Origin of the sequence: Mycoplasma phocoenae (genome assembly GCF_012934855.1) — a bacterium.
Taxonomy (GTDB): Bacteria; Bacillota_I; Bacilli_A; order Mycoplasmatales; family Metamycoplasmataceae; genus Metamycoplasma; species Metamycoplasma phocoenae.
Window position 1 is genome coordinate 181,362 of the sequence record NZ_CP051481.1, and the last position, 21,614, is coordinate 202,975.

16 protein-coding genes, 2 tRNA genes and 1 pseudogene are annotated in these 21,614 nt (G+C 28.8%); 8 read left to right on the forward strand and 11 right to left on the reverse strand.

Annotated elements, in window-relative coordinates:
- Positions 1-8 precede the first annotated feature (8 nt).
- Complete coding sequence (locus tag HGG69_RS00660; RefSeq protein WP_169604893.1) at positions 9-911, forward strand: hypothetical protein; 903 nt, start codon at positions 9-11, stop codon at positions 909-911.
- A gap of 40 nt (positions 912-951) precedes the next feature.
- Here HGG69_RS00660 and nrdE read toward each other — a convergent pair whose 3' ends face one another.
- The 4 genes from nrdE to gpmI all read right to left on the reverse strand — a co-directional run bounded on the left by nrdE (position 952) and on the right by gpmI (position 6,527).
- Complete coding sequence (gene nrdE, locus HGG69_RS00665) at positions 952-3,132, reverse strand: class 1b ribonucleoside-diphosphate reductase subunit alpha (protein WP_169604894.1); 2,181 nt, start codon at positions 3,130-3,132, stop codon at positions 952-954.
- Between the two features lie 11 nt (positions 3,133-3,143).
- On the reverse strand, positions 3,144-3,605 hold the full coding sequence (gene nrdI, locus HGG69_RS00670; protein ID WP_237077113.1) for a class Ib ribonucleoside-diphosphate reductase assembly flavoprotein NrdI: 462 nt from the start codon (positions 3,603-3,605) through the stop codon (positions 3,144-3,146).
- Position 3,606: 1 nt separating this feature from the next.
- The gene (gene nrdF / locus HGG69_RS00675; protein ID WP_272869882.1) at positions 3,607-4,620 is read right to left on the reverse strand and encodes a class 1b ribonucleoside-diphosphate reductase subunit beta; all 1,014 of its coding nucleotides are present in this window, start codon (positions 4,618-4,620) and stop codon (positions 3,607-3,609) included.
- 407 nt (positions 4,621-5,027) lie between these two features.
- On the reverse strand, positions 5,028-6,527 hold the full coding sequence (gene gpmI, locus HGG69_RS00680; protein ID WP_169604896.1) for a 2,3-bisphosphoglycerate-independent phosphoglycerate mutase: 1,500 nt from the start codon (positions 6,525-6,527) through the stop codon (positions 5,028-5,030).
- A gap of 96 nt (positions 6,528-6,623) precedes the next feature.
- On the opposite strand from gpmI, the gene HGG69_RS00685 reads away from it, so the two are divergent.
- The 4 genes from HGG69_RS00685 (at position 6,624) to HGG69_RS00700 (ending at position 11,107) form a co-directional block, all read left to right on the forward strand.
- Positions 6,624-7,433, forward strand: coding sequence for an alpha/beta fold hydrolase (locus tag HGG69_RS00685; RefSeq protein WP_169604897.1), 810 nt, complete (start codon positions 6,624-6,626; stop codon positions 7,431-7,433).
- Entirely contained in the window at positions 7,423-8,625 is a 1,203-nt protein-coding gene (cypl, locus tag HGG69_RS00690; RefSeq protein ID WP_169604898.1) for an ABC transporter thiamine pyrophosphate-binding lipoprotein p37/Cypl, read from the forward strand. The genes HGG69_RS00685 and cypl overlap by 11 nt, the downstream gene beginning before the upstream one ends.
- Positions 8,625-10,256, forward strand: a complete 1,632-nt coding sequence (locus tag HGG69_RS00695) for an ABC transporter permease subunit (RefSeq protein ID WP_169604899.1) — start codon at positions 8,625-8,627, stop codon at positions 10,254-10,256. Before cypl ends, HGG69_RS00695 begins: the two co-directional genes overlap by 1 nt.
- Positions 10,257-10,396: 140 nt before the next feature.
- Positions 10,397-11,107: a 2-oxo acid dehydrogenase subunit E2 gene (locus HGG69_RS00700; RefSeq protein ID WP_169604900.1), complete on the forward strand. Its 711-nt coding sequence runs from the start codon at positions 10,397-10,399 to the stop codon at positions 11,105-11,107.
- A gap of 70 nt (positions 11,108-11,177) precedes the next feature.
- Here HGG69_RS00700 and HGG69_RS00705 read toward each other — a convergent pair.
- A pseudogene (locus tag HGG69_RS00705) lies at positions 11,178-11,408 on the reverse strand (biotin/lipoyl-containing protein); the annotation flags it as partial.
- Positions 11,409-11,450: 42 nt separating this feature from the next.
- Positions 11,451-11,657: a hypothetical protein gene (locus HGG69_RS00710; RefSeq protein ID WP_169604902.1), complete on the reverse strand. Its 207-nt coding sequence runs from the start codon at positions 11,655-11,657 to the stop codon at positions 11,451-11,453.
- A 400-nt stretch (positions 11,658-12,057) separates the two neighbouring features.
- Between HGG69_RS00710 and HGG69_RS00715 the strand changes: the two genes are divergently transcribed.
- Positions 12,058-13,263 carry an AEC family transporter gene (locus tag HGG69_RS00715; protein ID WP_169604903.1) on the forward strand — a complete coding sequence of 402 codons (1,206 nt, stop codon included), beginning with the start codon at positions 12,058-12,060 and terminating at the stop codon, positions 13,261-13,263.
- Positions 13,264-13,306: 43 nt separating this feature from the next.
- Here HGG69_RS00715 and HGG69_RS00720 read toward each other — a convergent pair whose 3' ends face one another.
- From HGG69_RS00720 to HGG69_RS00740, 5 genes are all read right to left on the reverse strand, one after another.
- The gene (locus tag HGG69_RS00720; RefSeq protein WP_169604904.1) at positions 13,307-14,647 is read right to left on the reverse strand and encodes an ABC-2 transporter permease; all 1,341 of its coding nucleotides are present in this window, start codon (positions 14,645-14,647) and stop codon (positions 13,307-13,309) included.
- 9 nt (positions 14,648-14,656) lie between these two features.
- Positions 14,657-15,505 carry an ABC transporter ATP-binding protein gene (locus HGG69_RS00725; RefSeq protein ID WP_237077114.1) on the reverse strand — a complete coding sequence of 283 codons (849 nt, stop codon included), beginning with the start codon at positions 15,503-15,505 and terminating at the stop codon, positions 14,657-14,659.
- A 78-nt stretch (positions 15,506-15,583) separates the two neighbouring features.
- Positions 15,584-15,657: transfer RNA gene (locus HGG69_RS00730), tRNA-Gly, on the reverse strand.
- Positions 15,658-15,749: 92 nt separating this feature from the next.
- A complete protein-coding gene (locus HGG69_RS00735) occupies positions 15,750-17,261 on the reverse strand; it encodes a phospholipase D-like domain-containing protein (RefSeq protein ID WP_169604905.1) in 1,512 nt (503 codons plus the stop codon).
- Between the two features lie 56 nt (positions 17,262-17,317).
- Positions 17,318-17,408: transfer RNA gene (locus tag HGG69_RS00740), tRNA-Ser, on the reverse strand.
- Positions 17,409-17,625: 217 nt separating this feature from the next.
- Here HGG69_RS00740 and HGG69_RS00745 point away from each other — a divergent pair.
- Both HGG69_RS00745 and HGG69_RS00750 read left to right on the forward strand, forming a co-directional pair.
- Positions 17,626-17,781, forward strand: coding sequence for a hypothetical protein (locus HGG69_RS00745; RefSeq protein ID WP_169604906.1), 156 nt, complete (start codon positions 17,626-17,628; stop codon positions 17,779-17,781).
- A gap of 275 nt (positions 17,782-18,056) precedes the next feature.
- The gene (locus tag HGG69_RS00750; RefSeq protein WP_169604907.1) at positions 18,057-21,590 is read left to right on the forward strand and encodes an OppA family ABC transporter substrate-binding lipoprotein; all 3,534 of its coding nucleotides are present in this window, start codon (positions 18,057-18,059) and stop codon (positions 21,588-21,590) included.
- Positions 21,591-21,614 lie beyond the last annotated feature (24 nt).

Genomic DNA, 21,614 nt, shown 5'->3' on the forward strand with positions numbered 1-21,614 from the left:
GAGGTAATATGTTATTTGGAATTTCGAGTTTTAACAACAACTTGAACTTAACAATATTTGTAAATTTACTAATATATTTATCATTTTTATTAGTAATTCCAGTATTAATATCTCTTGTTATGAGTTTTATTAAACCAAAATTAAAATCGAATAGCATGATTTGATTGTATTCTTTTAGCATGGCTATGTTTTTAGTTTTAGGTACAATGGGATTCTTAAAAGAAGGACACGAAGTTATAGAGCAAAATTACTCAGAAGCGAATCATAAATGAACAACAGCACTAATTATGGGTTGTTCCTCTTTAATTGGATTATCTTTATTAATTGGTTGAAGATATTTATCTATTTCAAAACATAAGGGGCATATTCATAAACATCATGCTCAACATAATCACTCAGATCACATTATCAACTTTAGTGAAATAGATAATCCTAAAGCAGCTTGAACAGCGATTATGATGTTGATGTCACACCGTTTAGTGGGTGGAATTACATTAGGAATGAGTGTGTATCATATGACTAATGAGGGCTATGCTAGTTTAGATATTGGATTGATATTAACATTTAACTTGCACATAATAATTGAAACCATTACGATATTTTATCGTCAGGTTCAATATGGGCAAACAAAAGCAAAAGCAACTCTTTATAATTTTTATACTTTATTGACTATTGTACCATTGATGTTCATCGGTGCCTTTAGTGCACAATATATATACAGTATACCTTGATTATTAGCTTCAATGGATACTATAGCCGGGGTAATAATTTTATTTACCGCCATATTTGAACTAGTACCAGAAGTTATTCATATTAGAAATGAAAAACCAAAGGTTTTATATATGACGTTTATAATGTTTGCTCTTGGAATTGTATTTACAATTGTGTTGTTATCGTTTCATAGTCATTAAAAATATAAAAAAAACAACTCAATGTTGTTTTTTTTGTTTTTTAAACAGTACATGTTGTACATTCAGTAAATGAGTTGGTGTCTTGTTCGTTTCAGTCAATGTTTTCTGAATCTTCAAGCACTTCTTGACGAACCCTTACATAATAAATAGATGAACATTTTGATCTGAAAGCGTGTATGTATGCTCTATTTAAGTCACGAGTTGTTGCAGTATCATTCATGAATAGCGTTAGTGATATAGCTTGGTCCACGTGTTTTTGAGCTTTAGCTACAATATCAATAATTGGGATAGGGCCAAGTTCGTATGCACCCCTTTCGTAGTATTTATAGTTAACATCATCTAGTTTATAAGCTGTTGAATATACTCTGCCTATTTTCCCTTCTTTTCTAACTTCTACTGGAGCAACAACAGGTTGTAATGAAGGAGTACATGATGATAAATAAGAAATACTTCCAGTTGGAGCTATAGCTAGTAAATGAGAGTTAGCTAAACCTGTATTTTGAATTTCCTTACTTAATTCTATTCAATCTTGTTGAGTTGGCACATAAATATTATTTTTATTGAATATTTCAATCAATTTTTTTGATTTCAATACATACTCATTTGCATCACATTTTGTATACTTATCAAAGTATGATCCATCTGCGTATTTTGATGTATTGAAGTTTTTATATGTTCCACCGTATTCTTTAGCTAATTTGTTTGAAGCTTTGAATGCATAATATGCGACAGTGTAAAAGAATATATCAGTAAATTCTAATGCTTCTGGTGAGTCATAGAAAATGTGATTTGTAGCAAGGAATCCGTGTAAATTCATTGCCCCTAAACCTAAAGCGTGATTATTTTTGTTTCCTTTTTCAATTGTAGGAGCACTACTTAAATCACTGTTTCTTGAAACGTGATCCAATGCTTTGATGGTGTAATAAATTGACTCTTCAAAGCGTTCACCACAATTCATCATTTTATCAATGTTTAATGAAGCTAGATTACACGCTATATCCTCACCTAATTTAGTTGGAGCTAAGTCTATTGATCACTCAGTTGGTGAAGATGATTGAACAATCTCTGAACATAAATTAGACATAATGATTCTTCCTTCATTAGGATTTCTGTTATTGATTGTGTCATCGAATAATAAATATGGGTATCCTGATTCAAAGTGTAATTCAGCAATTTGAGTAAATAATTTTCTGGCTGAAATGAATGTTTTTTTAATTTTATCATTATTTAGCATGTTGTAATATTCATCAGTTACTGAAATATCACTCATAGGTTTTCCATAAACTCTTTCAACATCGTAAGGACTAAATAAAGCCATCTCTTTATTGTTTTTAGCTAATTCAAATGTGATATCCGGAATAACAATTCCCAATGAAAGAGATTTAATTCTAATTTTTTCATCGGCATTTTCACGTTTAGTATCAAGGAAAGTCATGATTTCAGGGTGGTGTGCGTGTAAATATACTGCGCCAGCTCCTTGACGTTGTCCTAATTGGTTTGCATATGAAAATGTATCTTCTAATATTTTCATAACTGGAACAATTCCAGTTGATTGATTTTCGATATTTTTAATAGGTGCACCAAATTCACGTAAATTAGTTAAGCAAAGTGCAACTCCCCCTCCACGTTTAGATAATTGTAAAGAAGTAGACACGGCTCTTGCTATTGATTCCATGTTATCTTCTACTCTTAGTAAATAACATGAAACATATTCACCTCTTTGTTTTTTACCAGCGTTTAAAAAAGTAGGTGTAGCTGGTTGGAAACGTCCAGATAATATTTCAATCAAAATGTTTTTAGTATTTTCAAAATTACCATTTCCTAAAAACAAGGCATTCATCAGTGCTCTTTCACTGTATGTTTCCAAATATTCTTTATTGTCGAATGTTTTCAAGCAATAAGCACCATAGAATTTTACAATACCCATGAATGATGGGAAACGGTGATCATATTCCTTAATGATTGAATATAACTCTTCTAATTGTTGAGCATTTACGCGTTCAACAATGTGTTTTTCGTAGTAATGATTTTCAACAAGAAATTGCATTCTTTCGTGAATGTTATTAAATTGTTTAGTTTTCGGTTTAACGTGTACTTGATAATATATTTCTACTGCTTTTTGGTCGTTTAAATAAGCATCCTTACCTCTATTTGCTTTGGTTAAAGCATTATAAGCTAGGTATAAATCGGCATCTTTGAATGCCTTTGTGCTTTCAGACATAATCTCTCCTTTTATTTTGTTCAAAGTTTTTTTAATTTCTCATTGACTGTTTTAACATCATGAGCTGTTCCGATTAATTCAAAAATGTGCATTAAAGGAACTTGTAATTTAGCGCTTAGGACATATCCGGCTAATCCGTATGTGTCTCCAAAATTAGTGTTACCGCTTCCGATAACAGCAACACAGTGTTTTCTATTGTTTTCATTATTTAAAAACTGTTTAACTTGTTTAGGAACACTACCCTTAAAGTCTTCTAAACCACCTGAATAAGTTGGTGAAATTAAAACATAATCTTGTTTTACTTCAATGGTTTCATTTTCATCGTAAGGTATTCTTGTGTTTTCAACATTTAACTTAGTTACGAATTTTTTTGTGTTTTCAGTCATTGAAGAAAAATAAACAACGTGTATATCTCCTTCTGGTGTTCTTGCGTTGATTAATTTGTTTTCTTCTAAATTATCTATATTTGTCATATTAAAACTCTCAATCCTCATCTTCTGTTTCTTCTGTTACACCCATTACGTATGAGCTACCATTTCCTGAGAAAAAGTCATGGTTTTCATCAGCTCTAGCTGATAATTGCGCAAATACTTCTGGCGCGATTTTTGTTTCTTCTGGTGTGAATGGTGATTCATAACCACAGTTTTGTAAAAATTTACCAGCATTGTATAAACTAAATCTGATAGCGTCTTCTGCTAATCCGAATCCGTCATATAAATCGTGTAAGAAATCTTTTTCTAATTCAATTAAGTCGAATAAGATTTTGAATACGAAATCTTTGTACTCTTGTTGTTTTTCTGGCGAAAGTTTAGCTACTTTTTGACGGTATTTGTATCCTGAGTAGTAGTTATGTAAAACTTTATCTCTTAAAATTAAACGAATAATATCGCTTGTGTTAGGCAATTGTGCTCTCGCTGATAAATAAAATGGTAAGTAAAATCCACCATATAATAAGAATCCCGGCATTAAAGCAGCTGCAATTTTTGATTTTAATGGATCTTCACTAATATAGTAAGGAACTAAAAATTTAGCTCTAGCTTGTAATTTTTCATTATTAATAACTCATTCATGAGCTTCTTCAATTTCTTCTGATGTGTTTAAAGTTGAAAAAATTGACCCGTAACTTCTAGCATGAACACCAACCATGAATGCAAAGTTAGCGTATATAACTTGTTCATGATCAGTTAATGAGTTTGGAATTTGCGCAACATCACCTAAAGTTGCTTGAATTGTATCTAGTAATGTTAAACCTGTAAAAGTTCTAGTAACCAGTTGTTGTCATTTTTTATCCATTTCATTTCATGATTTAAGATCGTTTGATACAGGAATTTTTTCAGGTAATCAAAAGTTTTGTGTAACTCTTGTTCACACTTCTAAATCCTTATCATCATTTATTACGTTTCAGTTAATTGAACGCATTACACCTTTTTGGCCATTTTTAGCATAACCTAATGGACTAAAAGATTTTTTATAATATTCATTATGCATATATATCCCTTCATTTTGTATCGTGTTTTTTCTAATAATAGCAAATATAATTAGGTTTGATATTAAAAAAATAAGAGTTTTTTTTAATGTAACTTTATCTAGTTTTATTAACATCTTATTAACATTTTTTCTACATTTTAAATAACTATAGTAAGGATTATTTTTGCATCAATTTTAATTTATATCTGTGTATAAGTAATAAATTAAAATTTTTAAAAATTGCTAGCATAATTTCGAAAAAATAAAACTAAAAAAAGATTTTTTATCGTACACAAAATTTTCTAAAATTGTTTCCAAATTTTAAAATTTTGTGTACGTGTTTTAAAATGCGCTAAAAAAGGTAACATTATATTAATAAAGCAACTTTCAAAATTAAAAAGCAACTCTAAACGTTGCTTTTTAAAATTCTATTTCAGTAATGATTTACCTGTCATTTCTTCAGGAATATTAATGTTTAAATAATTTAATATAGTCGGAGCAATATCACATAATGAACCGTTATTTAATTTAATATTTTTATCTGTGGAAATGAACATTACTGGGTTTGTTGTGTGTTTTGTTAATTTGTTTTGAAGTTCATCTTCTGTTTCTTCCGCGTTACCGTGATCAGCAGTTATGAATCAAACAATATTATTATTTTGTTTTATGTAATTTAATATTCTAGAAAATTCTTTATCTAAAATTTCAATAGCTTTGATTGTTGCTTTTAAATCACCTGTGTGACCAACCATATCAGGGTTTGCATAGTTCATTATCACAAAGTCATTGTTATTTAAATTTTGAAGCAGTTGATCAGTTATACCTTTTGCCGACATTTCAGGAGCGTCAGCATAAGATTCTACTTTTTGACTATCTACCAATATTCTTTGTTCATTATTAAATACGATATCCTTACCACCATCAAAAAAGAATGTAACATGAGCATATTTTTGTGTTTCAGCTAATCTTAATTGATTAATTTTATGAGTGGCCAGCACTTCACCTAGTGAGTTTTTTACTTCCATTTCATTAAAAGCAATTTCAGTATCTAATCCTTCATATTTCATCATTGAAACAAAAGTATTTAATTTATAACGTTGGTTTGGTTTATATTCGTAAGTGTTTGAGTTAATAAACATATGTGTTAATTGTCTTGCGCGATCGGGTCTAAAATTTGCAAAAATTACAGAATCATTATCTTGGATGAATTGTCCATTTTTATTCATGGCAGGTATTAAAAATTCATCAAAGATATTTTTTTGATATTGTGAATCAATATATTCCATAGGATCTGTAAATACATTAGTTGAATTACCTAAAATAGCATCATATGCCAATTGATTTCTATCAAACATTTTATCCCTATCCATTGCATAAAATCGTCCTGCTATTGATGAAATTGGGTAATTGTATTTTTTTGAAAGTTGAATCAATTGATTTAAAGATTTTTTAATTGACTGAGGAGCTGTATCGCGACCGTCTCCGAAAATATGAATCGATACATTTTTTAACTTCTGTTCGTAACAAAGATTTAATAATTCAAAAATGTGTGTATCTAAAGAATGGACACCACCATCAGATAACATACCAAAAATGTGTAATGTTTGATTTTGTTCTTTTACTGAATTAATAGTTTTTAAAAAGACTTCGTTAGAATAAAAACTTCTATCTTTTATTGATTGGTTAATCAATGATAAACCAGTATATACAATTCTTCCTGCGCCAATATTTAAATGACCAACTTCACTGTTGCCTATTTGATTTTGCGGTAGGCCAACATACTCACCTGAAGCTTGAATTATTGAATTGGGGTACTCATTGAATAACTTATCGAATGTTGGGTGCTTTGCTAACGCATAAGCATTTCCAATTGAATTTTCGCTTAATCCAAGTCCATCAATTATTGTTAAAATTATTTTTTTGCTCATATATTACTTCCTTAATCCTGTATTAAATTATAATACATGTATATAAAAGAACTTAATATTATAATAGAAACAAAACACAAACAAAAAAGAGGGAATATGTATAAACAATACGAGATATTGGGCGAAACCATTAATGTATATTTTGAAAAAGAATTAAATCAGGACGACACCATTTGTTTATTTATTCATGGTTTTGGATCTTCAAACGATATCATGAAACCAATTCAAAGAATAGGCAATAGAAAATTTATTATTGTTTCAATTGATTTACCAGGATGCGGAAAAAGCTCATGAAATGTTAAACCCATCAGTATACTGAACTATATGGAAATTACAAAAGAATTTATTAATAAATATTTACTACACAATGAAGTGTATATTGTAGCTCATTCATTGGGCGCATGAAGTGGTTTATACGCTGTAAAAAATACTCATGCAAAGCATGCGTTGCTACTAGGCCCCGCGCATTATCATTTAACTCCAAATCGTATAGAATTTGCATTGAAATATTTAATACCTAAAACTGAAGAAGATGCAATATACTCATACATAACATTATCTGCGTTTCCTGAAAGATTCAAAGCCACAGCTCACATGTATGCTAAAAGTGTTATTAGTGAAAGCAATGATCGAGCAGAACGTTTTGAACACATGTTGCATAATGAAATGATGAATAAAGAATTTGTGAATAAAGTGTTGAATAAAGAATTGTATGGTGGGTCAAATAAATATACTATTGTTGTTGGTGAAAAAGACTTATATACAAGACCTGATGAAATTAGTATTATCGCAAAGGAACATAACAAAACTATGAACTTAATTCCTGAAGCAGGCCACGCTATTTTTGTGGATCAACCAATAGCTGTATTGAACTTTATTAATGAAATGATTGAAAATGAAAAATAAATATAAATTATTCAGTTTGTTAAGTTTATTGCCAGTTGGTATTGTTCCTTTAGCCAGCGTCTCTTGCTCATCGAGCTATAAAGACAATGACAATTATATTAAGAATGTAAATTTCACCGTTCCCTCACCATGATTAAAAGGTTTCAAAAAAGAAAATGTACAATTTTTCAAAAACATAGAAAAACGTTTTAATGAGTTAAAAAAAGATAACAAAAAATTAAAAAATAAACCTGATATTGTTATTGATTTTAAATTAAACAACTCGCGCCAAAGCATATTTAATGATGTTTTAACTGCGAGTTCAGCTGTTTCGTTTCCGTCAAGTGTTTTTTTAAATTTGAATAAAAATGCTGAGCAAAAAAATATTGACGCTGTTGAACCAATACTATTAACTACAACTTATGCCCCTATTTATGACAATAAAGATTTATTTTACGTTTCAGATAGGGCAACACTCGAATCAAATGCAGTTAAAATGACCAAAAGATTCAACGAATTACCGTACAAAGATTGAACAGACTCTAACCGTCTATACGATAAAAAAGTCTACCAATATTTTTACGAACCAAATCAACATGTAAAATTTCAAAGAGGTGCAGTTTATATAACTGGAGATGAAAGTACATTGAAAGCTATTAAACAAGCATGAAAAAACAAGGATTGAAACGCTTTTAGAAATTTCGGTATAGTTAAATATAAAGATAAAAATTCTTCTTCTAAGTTTTTATATCCTGAGTTTTTATTTAAACATCATTTTAATCAAGAAAATAATAAGTTTATAGGCTTTAATGAAGATCAAAGTTCACATAACAATAAATATTTAAACTACCCAGATAAAGAATCAGCTAGAAACATGTACCAACCAAATTATGAAAAATTTCATATATTTCTAGGCGAAGAAAACGAGTTTGCATATCATCATAATTCAAAAAATAAACAGTATTTTAGTAAAGTAAATGAACGTGTTGAAATATTAACTTTAACAGATCCATATTTATTTAACGTTGTCGTTGTAGACAAAAACATGAACGCAGAACAAATGAAATTATTGAAACAATCAATTAAAGAAGCTCAAGATGATTACGGAAAACTAATCGGAATCACCGGTTATTTAGGATTGGAAGATTTAAAAACCAATCACTCAACATTGAGCGATTATATAAAAGAATATTATAAAAAAGCGAGTCATTAATGATTAAAAAAAATTGCTTTAGTTATTGGTATGAACAAAACAATAAAATAACCAATAAAAAACTCAGACCTTATGTAAAAATAATGATAATAATAAGCTTATTATTGCTTGTTATTTTTGCATTGTATCGTACTGGATTTAGCAGCAATGATAATGGTTTGAAATTATTTCTTGAAAGCATTAAAAACATATTCATGCCATATATAAAAAGCAGTTTTATAGAAGGGAACTTGTTTCTTCTTAGTTTACAATTTTTGTGAATCAGTATTAAGGTTACTTTTATTGGTACAGTATTAGGACTGTGTTTAGCACTTTTTACATCTATGATTGGTAACATTAGAACTAACAATAAAATTCAATCATATTGCATTAGAATATTTATTCTCTTTTTAAGAAGTTTCCCTGAATTATTTTACTTATATTTATTTACCGTATCTGCAAATGGAGAGTTGGCTTCGATATTATTAATCAGTTGATTCACATGAATTTGATTACATAAATTCATTAGTGAAGCTATAGAACATACAAGCTTTGAATTGTATGTTCTATGCAAAAGAAAAGGACTGTCCAAAATTCACATTTTATTCAGATATTTGTTACCTAAAATTAAAAACAAAATTATAATTTTTGCTCTTTATTCATACGAATCAAACTTAAGATGAACAGCAATTTTTTCAACATTAGGTATTGTAGGTATTGGTCAATTATTAAACCATTCAAATACTGATTTATATTCATTACATGAGTTATTGATTCCGCTAGGTGTATTAATACTATTTGTATCCCTATTGGAATGAAGTATGTATTTTTTACAAAAACATTTAATATATGCAAAAACATACAAAATAAATTCCAATAACTTTAAGTCTATAACAAATAAAAAAATCTTAAAAACAACATCACTATGGTTAATTATTGTTTCAGTATTTATAGTAGCGTTTTGTTTACTATTTACAATTGGTGATCCTCAAATTTATTGGGGAGCTACTAATCAAATGTTTAAACACTTATTGAACCCTAATTGGTCTATCATTGGTAAAAATGAAAACATATTTATTATGCTAATGGATTTATTTTTACAAATATATTTAACTGTTATATTGGCGTGCTTATTGGCTTATGTGAATCTATTTTTTACGAATGAAAAAACTAACAATGTATATTTTTATCATTTCAGTAGATTCATTTCTGCTTTTATTAGAATCATTCCTACAATCGTATTATTTTTTACAATCGGTTTAATTTTCAAAAATCCAGCTGCTGCTTTTGTTGTTGTGTTTGCAATTCACAGTAGCACTGTAATTTCTAAACAATTGAATGAAAGTATCAAAAATATTAGCAATGTTCATATATATAATTTAAAAAAACAAAACAAAAACAAAATAATAATTTTCAGTCAATACATAATGCCAAGTGTTAAAAAAGATTTCAAAACATTGTTAGTACTTGAGATTGAAAAAAACATTAGAAATTTCATTAATTATGGTTTATTTGCCGCATCATCGTTTGGACTTGCAATGCAATACAGCGAAAGAGTTTCTTACTCAGATATAACGCCATATGTTTGGGTTTCTATTGGATTAATAATGAGTTCTAACATTTTATTAACTTGAGTTCGAAAAAACAAATAATATAATAATAGGTCAAAAAAATCAACAAAATAAGCGTTTTTGCTTAATCAGTTGATTTTTTTTCAGTATCTCATTTTGCAATAATATATAATATTAATGACAAAATTTATAAAGAAATAAGTTTATTATAAGGAGAAAAAATGATAGAAACAAAAGAATTGCAAGAAAGAGTAGAAAAACTACCTAGAATTAGAAAAACAATTGCCAAAAATTTAAAAAATGCAATGGAACAAGTTGCTTACTGTTCACTAGTTCAAAAAGTTAACGCTTCAAGTTTATGAAACTACAGAAAAAACATTGTTAAAGATGTGGAAGCTAAAACAGGGACAAAACTAACTTTCTTAGCTTGAATTATTAGATCTGCTGCAATAGCATTGAGTGAGTTCCCAATATTTAGCGCGAAAGTAAATGAAGAAGCTGGGGAAATTCACTACCCAGGACAAATTAATATAGGTATTGCCGTTGATACTGAATATGGTTTAGTAGTGCCTGTTATTAAAGGTGTTGAAAAATTAAGCTTAATTGAAATTCAAAATGAAGTTATTCGTTTAGCCACTCTAGCTAGAGACAAAAAACTACAAATGTCTGATATGCAAGGTGGATGCTTTACAATCACTAATATCGGAAGTGTTGGAGCATTATTTGGTACACCAATTATGAACTATCCAGAAATTGCTATTTTAGCAGTTGGATCGATTATTGATGAAGCAATAGTTCAAGAAGGACAAATTGTTCCAGGAAAATCATTGTATATGACAATCGCAGCTGATCACCGTTGAGTAGATGGTGCAGACATGGCACGTTTCAATGGAAGAGTTAAACAATTACTTGAATCTCCAGAAGAATTATAAAAACCTTTTATTATCAAAAAAACACACTCGCTTACATGAGTGTGTTTTTTTTGATAATGATTAATTATTTTTCTTCGATGTGGAAGATAACTTCACCAACAGTGATGTCTTGTCCTGCTGAAATTAAAACTTTAGCAATTGTTCCTGTAACTGGAGCAGGAATTTCAGCTGTCATTTTATCTGTTTCTACTGAAAAAAGATTGTCCCCTTCTTTAACTGAGTCCCCTTCTTTAGCAAAAACTTCAGCAACTGTTCCTTCGTGTAATCCTTCACCGATATCTGCGAATTTCATTTCGTACATTTCGTACCTCCTATTATTTTTTGTAATTTTTTAGCAAAAAAACTATTGTTTATTTTGTCTTTCTAAAATAGCTTTTTGACGTGGTGTTAATTCTTTATCATTTGAACATGCACCTTCGCATTCTTTTTTAGCTTTTTTAGGTTTTAAAGATGAAAAGTCTAATAAGTCGTTACTTACTTTGATTTCTCCAACAACAGCTGGTGCTGATTGTTCAACATCATCCTTTTTTATGTTGTCTTGATTTGACACAGGTTCCTCCTTGAACTGATATTTTACTAACTTGTATACGGAATTAGTAATTTTATGTACATAATATACGTAACAATTATACCAATTTAAATAATTTTTATTTGGTTAAAAATATCAAAAATGCAATTTTTATTGTTATAAAACGCTATTTTTTAACGTTTTATTCAATTTTATTTGAAATTCAATTTTATCCTAACTGCTGTTACGATTTCATTTTTATATTGAAAGTAATGTTGTCTAAAAAAATGAACTTAAAGTTAATTTATCTTGTAATTTAAACACGTTGTTTCAATTTTTGTTAAGAAAATATAAGACAATTTTGATATTATTTAATTAGGCGTTTTCGCCAGTTAGATTAAAAAAAATCTTTCAGTTAAATAAATTTAAGGAAAAAACTATTATGGATAATCTATTATTAGTGCTTAAACAACACGGAATGTGAGGTGGGGTACTTGGTACACTAACATTCATCGTTCTAGGTTTTTTCGCAACAAAAAAAGGGATTCTAACAAAAGAAACAAATGGTAGAATCACTAAATTCCTAATTCAATTTGCACTTCCTTTCTTATGTATTGCTGCATTCATGCAACCAGCAAACAAGGCTTTAGCAAAAGAAATAGGGATTGTATTAGCAACAAGTATTTTATTCTACGTTTTAGCTGCAGTAGTATCTGCAATATTAGTTAAACACGCACCAAAACTAGTACCAAAACTAGTTACTAAAAAAGCAGAAGAATTACTTGCTGCTTCAGGAAACACAGGTCTAAAAGGACAATACCGTGAAGAGGCTATTAAATCTATTCAAGGTAAAGTTATGACAACTGTTATTATGCTAAGCTATGGATCATTACAATTCTTTGCTTACCCATTATTAATTGCCTTAAGTGGTGATGTAACAAAAGGAGCAATCTTTGATAAAGGTTCAGCACTTGCATTAGCACAAATATGATGTCTACCATATATGATTGCTGCATTCTCATATGTTGCAATGCAATATTCAGGACAAAAAATCAGTAAAGCCACAATTAAACCAATAATGAAAGCTATCTTACACCCAATGATGATTGCATTATACATTTCATTATTCATGTGAGCATTACAATTTGCAGTAACAACAAAATTCGGACTTAACTTCCAAGAAGATCCTAAAGGACAACAATTCTGACAAGGTCTACACTTTAAAGCAGGGAAAATTTTCCCAACTGTATCTAAAATTTTAGGATTCGGTATTGGTATTATTTCGCCATTGGCATGAATAGTTATCGGGGGTTCATTAGCAGCTTCAGATATTAAAAAATCAATGGCAAACAAATCAGTATGAATCGTTTCAGTTTTAAGATTAACATTAATGCCTTTGATCGCATTCTTAATCGCAGTTTTATTAGTGTCAACAAAACTAGTTTCAGTATCAACAGGAACAATGTTAACACTATTGGGAGCAACACCTCCAGCTGCTGTATGTATCATGTTCGCAGTTGCTAACAAACACGAACACACAACATTTACAGCTGAAGTATCAGCATTAAGTACATTACTAAGTGTATTTGCAATGCCAGTTTGAATCGTTATCGCAAACGTTGCTTTAAAAGCAATCGCAGGAGTTTAATCCAAAAAAATCTCTCAATTGATGAGAGATTTTTTGTATTTTTTTAACGAACATTTCATGTAAATGATTTAGCACTGGCTGAAACCAATATTGTTATTCAAACCATTGGTAAAACAAAGTTTACTATGTTTTCAGTTACTGAACCAATTTTAATAAGTGATTTTGCACCTATTGAACCATCGTTTAATTGTATGAATGAATTATTAAATCCACTCATCAAGTTTTGTTTTGTTGCTTCGGTAAATTGATTTATAATTTGTCCTAAATTCATATCTGAATCTTTTATGTTAGTTGTTTTAACTAAATTGAATATTTCATCATAACTCAATATTACTGGTTTATATGAACTTAATCCATCAACTGCATAATATTGTTGAAAAACATTAAATATACTGTATGGAGTAAATTTAATGTCAACATTTTCAGTAATTTTTTGTGGTATAGAGAAAAATATGCTTTGATTATTGACTAATCACATTTGTTGCATTAAATTATTAGTTTTTTGTGCTTCTTGCATTTTATTTATATAATTCATCACACCGTTAATATAGTTTTTTAAATCATGTATTGAGTATACTGAGTTTTCTGCTGTCACTTTCACATCATTTAACATGTAATTTCTAGTTAATTCTGCGTTCGATTGAAAGGCCATTGTATTTTGGACAATGGGGCTTTTAAATGGTGTTAAATAAGATAACCATCACATACTTTCAACATTTGCAATTTGAGCAAGTGGTAATACTTGTCCAGTTAAAAACATTGTAAATATTAATAATGAACTACCAATTGCTTGAATCATTAATATTGATTTTGAAATACTTACTAAAAATAAACCTACTGCTACGCTCACGAGTGTTAAAACAATAAAGCTGTATATGTAACTCAATCAATGTATTCTTTCAAAAATCGTTTTCAATGAGTTAATTGCTACCGTAACCAGTAATTTTTCAGATCCTAGTGTTTGATTTATATTATATAATTCGCGCCCTGTTTCTCAGTATCTAGAACCAAAAACAATTAAAGATACTATTGCTGTTCACAACCCGGACAGTATCATTATTATAAAATAATATGTAGCTGTATAAGCCAAGAAACTTAATGGCTTAATATTTGTTGTTCCTATTCTTTTTAATAATGTTGATTTTTTAAATTCAAATATAGCGGTAGGTAATGCAACACAAGCTATTGCTAATGGTCCAATGGAAATTGAGCCAGCTAGTATCATTTCATAACTGAAAATGGTACCTAAAACAATAACAAACACAATGGGGTATAAAAACGCGAAAAAAGGGCCCACGAATGCCTTTCAAAAATGTTTATTGATAATTTGCAATACTCCAAAAAATGGACTCGAATTATTGTTTTCTTTAATTTTAGTCTTCATTGAATGCTCCTATATAAAGTGTTCTAAACAACTTGACACTGACCCATAAAGTTTTATTGATTCATTTTTGGTTTTGTCATAAACAATTTGGCCATGATCCAAAATTACAATTCGATCTGCAAGTGTTTCAATTTCATTTATATCGTGAGATACAAGCAATAAAGTACAGTTAGTATCTTTGATAAAATCTTTCAAAAAATGAACTAAGCGAGATTTTATTTTTATATCTAATCCAGTACTTAATTCATCCAATATCAATAATTCGGGTTTATTGATGATAGCCAATAAAGCATTCAATCTTTGATGTTGTCCGCCGCTTAATGAAGCGGCCTTATTAGCAATAAATTCATCAACTCCAAAAATATAAGCTAATTGATTCATTTCGTGTTCGGTTGTTATATTTCCATAAATTTTATTTACTGATTTGATCACATCTTTAACAGTTAATCCTTGTGGATAAGATGAATCTTGAAATTGTATACCTATTTTAGATGTGTTTGATTTTTTTTGATTGTGTGCGTTTGAAAAGTTATATTTAATATTTCCTTTAGTTGATTTTAAAATACCCACCAACATTTCTACGGTTGTGGTTTTACCTGCCCCATTACCTCCGAGTAAAGCAATATTTTGTCCTTTATATATATCAAAGTCAATATTGTTTACTGCAAAAAATTTTGTCTTTTTAACCTTGTATTCCTTAGTAAGTCCAGTTATTTCGATTAATTTCTCTTTTTTATATTCTCTTTTACTTATTGGTTTGTTTTCAGTTGTTTTTTTACGATGTTCTTTTAAATTTTGAACAAACAAATCAACTGCGTTTTGTTTATTGATTTTGTTATTCATATTTCCTCTATACATTAAATTATAATCGATTTAAAAAGTGAATAGATAAATAAAAAAAGACTGTCTACACAGTCTTAGGTCAATTTAATGAAATGGTGCAGGCGAAGGGAATCGAACCCTCACAGTCAGCTTGGAAGGCTGAAGTTCTACCATTAAACTACACCCGCATTTATTTAATTGCTAATACATTATATAATGAAAAAAATATTTTTTTAAAAAATTTTTATTTTTTTTGGAATAAAAAATCGGGTTAACCGATTTATAAAAGAGGCTTAAATAATTTTCTAAAACCAAATGCAATAGGGTTTTCATAACGATACAATAATTTTTTAATTTTTGCTTCGTCGTTTAATTTGTCATAGGAATCAAATATTTTATTTATGTCATTGACCCCTTCTCCTATTATGAAGTTTGTGATTTCATGTTGTGAATAAAAACTTCTATGATCAAGATTTAACGTTCCAATATAAGCTAATTCATTATCTATTACTGCCATTTTACTATGTAAAAAACAATTTTTCACTATTTTAATTTCTAATCCATATGCAACAAAAGGTTTTAGAGCTGCGATTGTAGAAAAGTAAACGTAACTTTTGTCTCACAATCCAGGAATGTAAATAGTAACCTTAATTCCTTGTTCTAAGGAATCCAAAATAGCTTTTTCTAAACGAGAGCTAGGTATAAAATAAGGTGTTGCAATTTTTATTTCTGAATTTGCTTCGTTGAACAATTTTACAATTGTGGATTCTAACTTAGCAAATTCAGAACGCGGACCATCTTCTGCGGTCACAATCAAATTTTTATAATTTAACACATCGTAGTGATTATTTAATTGAATATTCAATTTTGAATCAGTGTGTATTTCTCAATCGTATTTAAACAAGCGAATATAGTTCTCAATAACCGGTCCTTCAAGTTCAATATTTGCGTCTTTTCAAATACCATATTTAACACTGTAATTTACATATTCATCACTAATATTGCTGCCACCAGTAAAAACTTTTATTCCATCAACAATAATAAATTTTCTGTGTGAACGATAGTTGTTAGATCCCGTTATAAAAGGAAAATTAATTTTCTCAATAACTTTTACCGAGGCACCTTGTTTTATCAATTCTTTTATAACGCTTCTTGGTATATCTCATGAACCAAAATCATCGATCAAAATTTTAACATCAACTCCTTCTGCCACCTTTTTAATTAATATATCTTTTAATTGTTCAAATATTTCGCCGTTTTTAATAATATACATTTCGATAAAAATATATTTTTTAGCCTTCTCCATAGAAGAAAAAATACTTTTAAAATAATAGTGCCCATTATCGTGAGTGATAATATTCGCCGGCATTATTTTACGGTTTGTTAATTTTGATAATTTATTTAATTTTAAAAAATCGTTTTCTTGAGTGTTGAAAACGTGTGTAGATGAGTAATTATTGTTTGACACCAAGGCTAATGCACTTTCTTTTTTATATTCTTCATGACTTAATTCATTATTGTATTTTTGTCCAAATATTATATAAAATAAATGACCAACTAGTGGAATTGCAGCAAAAACAAGTTGTCAACTTTGTTTTGATTCATCAGTTTTGTTTGTTGAAAAAATAATAATATTAAATATTAGATTTAACACATAAATCATAATTAAAACAACAATCAATATTGTATTTTTTCTTTCTTTTCCAATAAAGTAAATAGTAAAAATTAAGCTAATAGCTAATAAAAATATTATTGTATAGTAAAAAAATACTTTGAGTCATTTATGTTTCATATATTAATTTTATCACAGTGTATTATGTAAAAAAATGATAAAAAAAGTAAAAAAAATGGCGGATTGGAGAGGATTTGAACCTCCGCGGGACTTGCATCCCCTACAGTCTTAGCAGGACCGCCTCTTCAGCCTCTTGAGTACCAACCCATTTTTTGCATATATATTATAATATAAAAAAATATTATATCAATGTTTTAATAAATATTATTTGATATTTGGTCGAAACTTTTCGTAATATTTTTTGTATTAAGAAATATTTTTCAATATTTTAAATAACGAAAATTCAGTTAGATTCAGTACTTTTTTTAAAAAAAATAAAAATACCTCCCTTTTTTATAATAAAATATTGTTGAAAGGAAAAGATATGAATACTTTACATTTTGTACAATTTAATATCTCACCAATGCTAAAAACATTGGTTAATTTCCCTTCAAATTTTGATTTAAATTGCAAAGCTATGAATAATAGCTCTATTAATACTATTCAAAGCACAATTGCCACACTATGCAATTGTCAGTAACTGCAAAGAATCAAATGGAATTAATTACTGATTTACAAAGTAAATGTATTAAAATAATTATTAGTTCTGGCAGTTAGTATCACTAATTGTTAGAACTTTTTTAAAAAACGTAATTGATTACTCATTTATTTCAGAAAAAGTCAAAAGCAGCACACACAAGTGCAAAAAGTAATATAATTTATAATATTTATATATAAATTAAGGATCACACGGTTTGAAAAATTTATGAATGCAAATTTTTTAAGCGGTGTGGTATACAAATCAAAGGAAGAATTATGAAAAGAAACAAAAAATTAAACACATTGTTGCCGTGATTAACTCTCGGTAGCAGTGCATTAGTATTGACTGTACCGTTATCAGTTTTATCATGTGGTACTACTACAGAAAAATTACATGCTGATGAATTAGTAAAAACAGATGAAGAAAAAAAACAACTATCAAACGCTGAAATAGTTAAATTTTATCTACAAAGTTTGAACAAAATTCAAGAAAGAGCAAACAACCTTTTATCAACAGCTAAAAAAGAAGTAAATAAAAACGCTGCAAAATTCATTTTAGATGGAAATGAAAAAGATGGTGGAAAAATAATTGGTGTTAATAATTTATTGAAACAATTAAAAGAATTCGAAACAAAAACTAAAAACAATGAATTAACATCAACTGCTGAATTCAATCAAAAAATGACAGAAATTGAAACTCTTGCAGGAGACGATGATAACAAATTAAACAAAGAATTAAACAAATTATTTCAAGATCCAAAACACAAAACTAAAAAAGAGTTAAATGATTTTATTAGTAATCTTGATGAGGAAATTAAAATCATGATTGCTTCATTAGAATCAACTTTTGATCAAGAAAATATTTCAAAAGGACAATTGCAAACAGTAATTGACAAAAAAATATATGCAAGAACAGTAAATGCAATCAAAACCTACGATGGTAATGACTATGATGGATCATCATCATTTGGTTCTGAAGTTTCTCAAGCTTCATATATTCAAACTGGATTAAAACTATTTAGAGTTCAAGCACTTAATGCGCAAGTTATTAAAGAAGAATTACAAAAAGTGCCAGGAGAAGCAAAACCCCAACAAGTAACAATTATTAAATACCCATCATTCTGAAAATATCGTTTAGAAGCAGCTGATGCTATTGTTTTAACATTGAAAGATGGTACAACTGAAGTATTTGATACTGATGAAGTTGATGAATTACCAAAAATGGATGGCATTAAAAAATACAACGAAATTTACCAACAACATTTTTCATCAAATGCAAAATCAATCAATAGTAAAAACTTTTTTGAAAAATTAAAAAAAGCTACAAAAATGCAATTTACAATAAGAAGTTATTCATGAGTTGATAAAAATGGAAACGAAACTGAATACAAAACAAACGCAAAAGACTTTTACTACTCATGAATGAGAACAAATTTACATGCTCAAGCAACACGTTTACAATCAAGTCTTCCATTAAATGAAGCATTATATGACGTACGTAAAAAAATTAATGATGATTTTTCACAACAATCACAACAATATGATGCTAAATTTGGTGAAATTGACAAAAAAATAGATGATATTGTTAATATGCTGAAATCAGATGAAAATATCACTGAAGACGTTAGAAAACAAAAAGAAACTGAATTAACATCACTAACTAAAGAAAAAGCAAACTTAGAAAAAGACCTTGCTTCAGTTAAACAAAAATACGATCAAGATATTCAAGCAAACATTGAAGCTATCGAAAAACAAGAAGCATACCAATTAGAAAACTTAGTTCAAAAACATATGCCAAGTGGCTCAGAATTATTTACTAAAAAAGATAAATATCCTAACGCTTACTTATTTGACTTATTCAGTGTAAATAAAGAAGCATTATTTAATGAAGAAAGTTTCATTACAAAAATTTCAAGTAATGAACAAAAAGTAAAAGGTAGAGACGCTGTTACTTTTGAAGCTGTAAAAGGTCAAAATGCCTTATTCGGCCAATGACTAGACTTTTTAGCAAAAGGTTCATTATTCTATGCTGCACCAAGTCAATTTATTCAAAAACAATTAGATGATAAAACATTTTCAATTCAACCTCAAGGTGCAAATATTTCAAGCGAAGATTTAAGCAAATTAAAAGAACTATTTAACAAAGAAGAATTCTTGAAATCAGATGCTGCTAAATTTGGACAATACTGATACGGATTAGGATTAGACAATACATTATTTGCTGGTCCATATTACACAAAAGGTGTTGAAAGTTTAGTTGAAAAATTTGTTAAAAATAAACATTACTTCGACAAAGAATGAGTAAATTCGCCAGAAACATTAGAAGGATACGAGATTAAATATCAAGCTGCTCCAGTGGACGTTAAAGTTTTCGATACTCAACAATGACAAGCTTATGAAGAAGGTACTGTTTCTGAAGTACCGTTCAGTTCATTGAACCAAACAGATAGAAATACAGTTTTAAATGATAAACAAAATAAATATGGACTTAAAAAAAGACAATCTTTAATTAAAGATAGATTAATAGCAAGAATTGTTCAAGAAATTGCACCTGTTCCAATCGGTTCATCAAGTAATTTAAAATACTTATTTAACGATGGTTACGCAAAATTAATGTGAGGAGCAACAACCGAACAAATTAGTAAAGGTGAAATGAAATCATTTGAAACATATGCAGCTGGCACAGGATTAAGATTTAGAACATTGATTGCTGCTGCTATTAACTGAGCAAAACAAATCGATGATCAAACAAATGGACAAAGTAAACCATATATAGCACGTGTAGCACCTGATGCTAAAATAGACGGAATGGATCAATTAGATGCTGAAATTAAAACACCACGTGACGCCTATGATGATTTAAACTCATTATTCGCATTGAATAGTGATTTAGACAAAATCAATTTAGGAACTGCCGGAAAAGAAGTTTCACCAACAGAATATGCTGAAAAAGCTAAAAAAGAAACAAATGAAAATGAGCAATACAAAGGTGTAGGATTTGCAGAAATCCAAAAAGAAATGAAAATCTTGTTAGACAAATTCTTTGAAGATAACAAAGATTTATTTGAAGAGAAAAAAGTTACTACGATCGAATATAAAGTGTTCTATCCATACATTAACATTTCTGCGCACATAAAAGAAGCTGTTAAAAAAGTTATCAAAACTATTAATGAATTAGACAGCCGTATCAAACTTGATTTACAAGCTCCAACTGATTCGAACACATTCTATAATTCATTCAAAACAACAGCTAGTGCTTTCGTGGGTTGATCATATGACTTACAATCAATCGCTTCTGGATTTGATGGATTATCATGAAATACAAACTTATTACCATTGTTATACACAATTGCTAATAACTCAGCTACATATCAAAAATTAGAAAAATCATTCCCACAATTAATGAAAGCTTCGAAAGAATTTAAAACATGATTAGATGCCAAAATCGCATCCAAAGATTTAATATTCAATCCAACTGTTACTCCAGAAAAATGAGAACAAATTGTTATTAAACATTCTTCAGAAGCATATGTTTATATTCAAAACGAACAAGATAAAGTTCAAGCTACTGATCCGTTTACTGTTTCAGCTCAATGATGAATACATTACACAACAGACAAAACAAATAAAGATTTAATTTCATTAGCAAATGAATTTACGAACTTCTTATCACCACAAGTTGCTGATGGTAAGGTCGAAATCGCTAAATTAGGATTTACAAACTACTTATCACAAAAAGGATATGTAGCGCCTATTCAAGAAGATGGTATAGTCCGTTATGCTGATTATAAACTGAATAAAAACAACTAGAAATTAACATATTAAACAATGTTA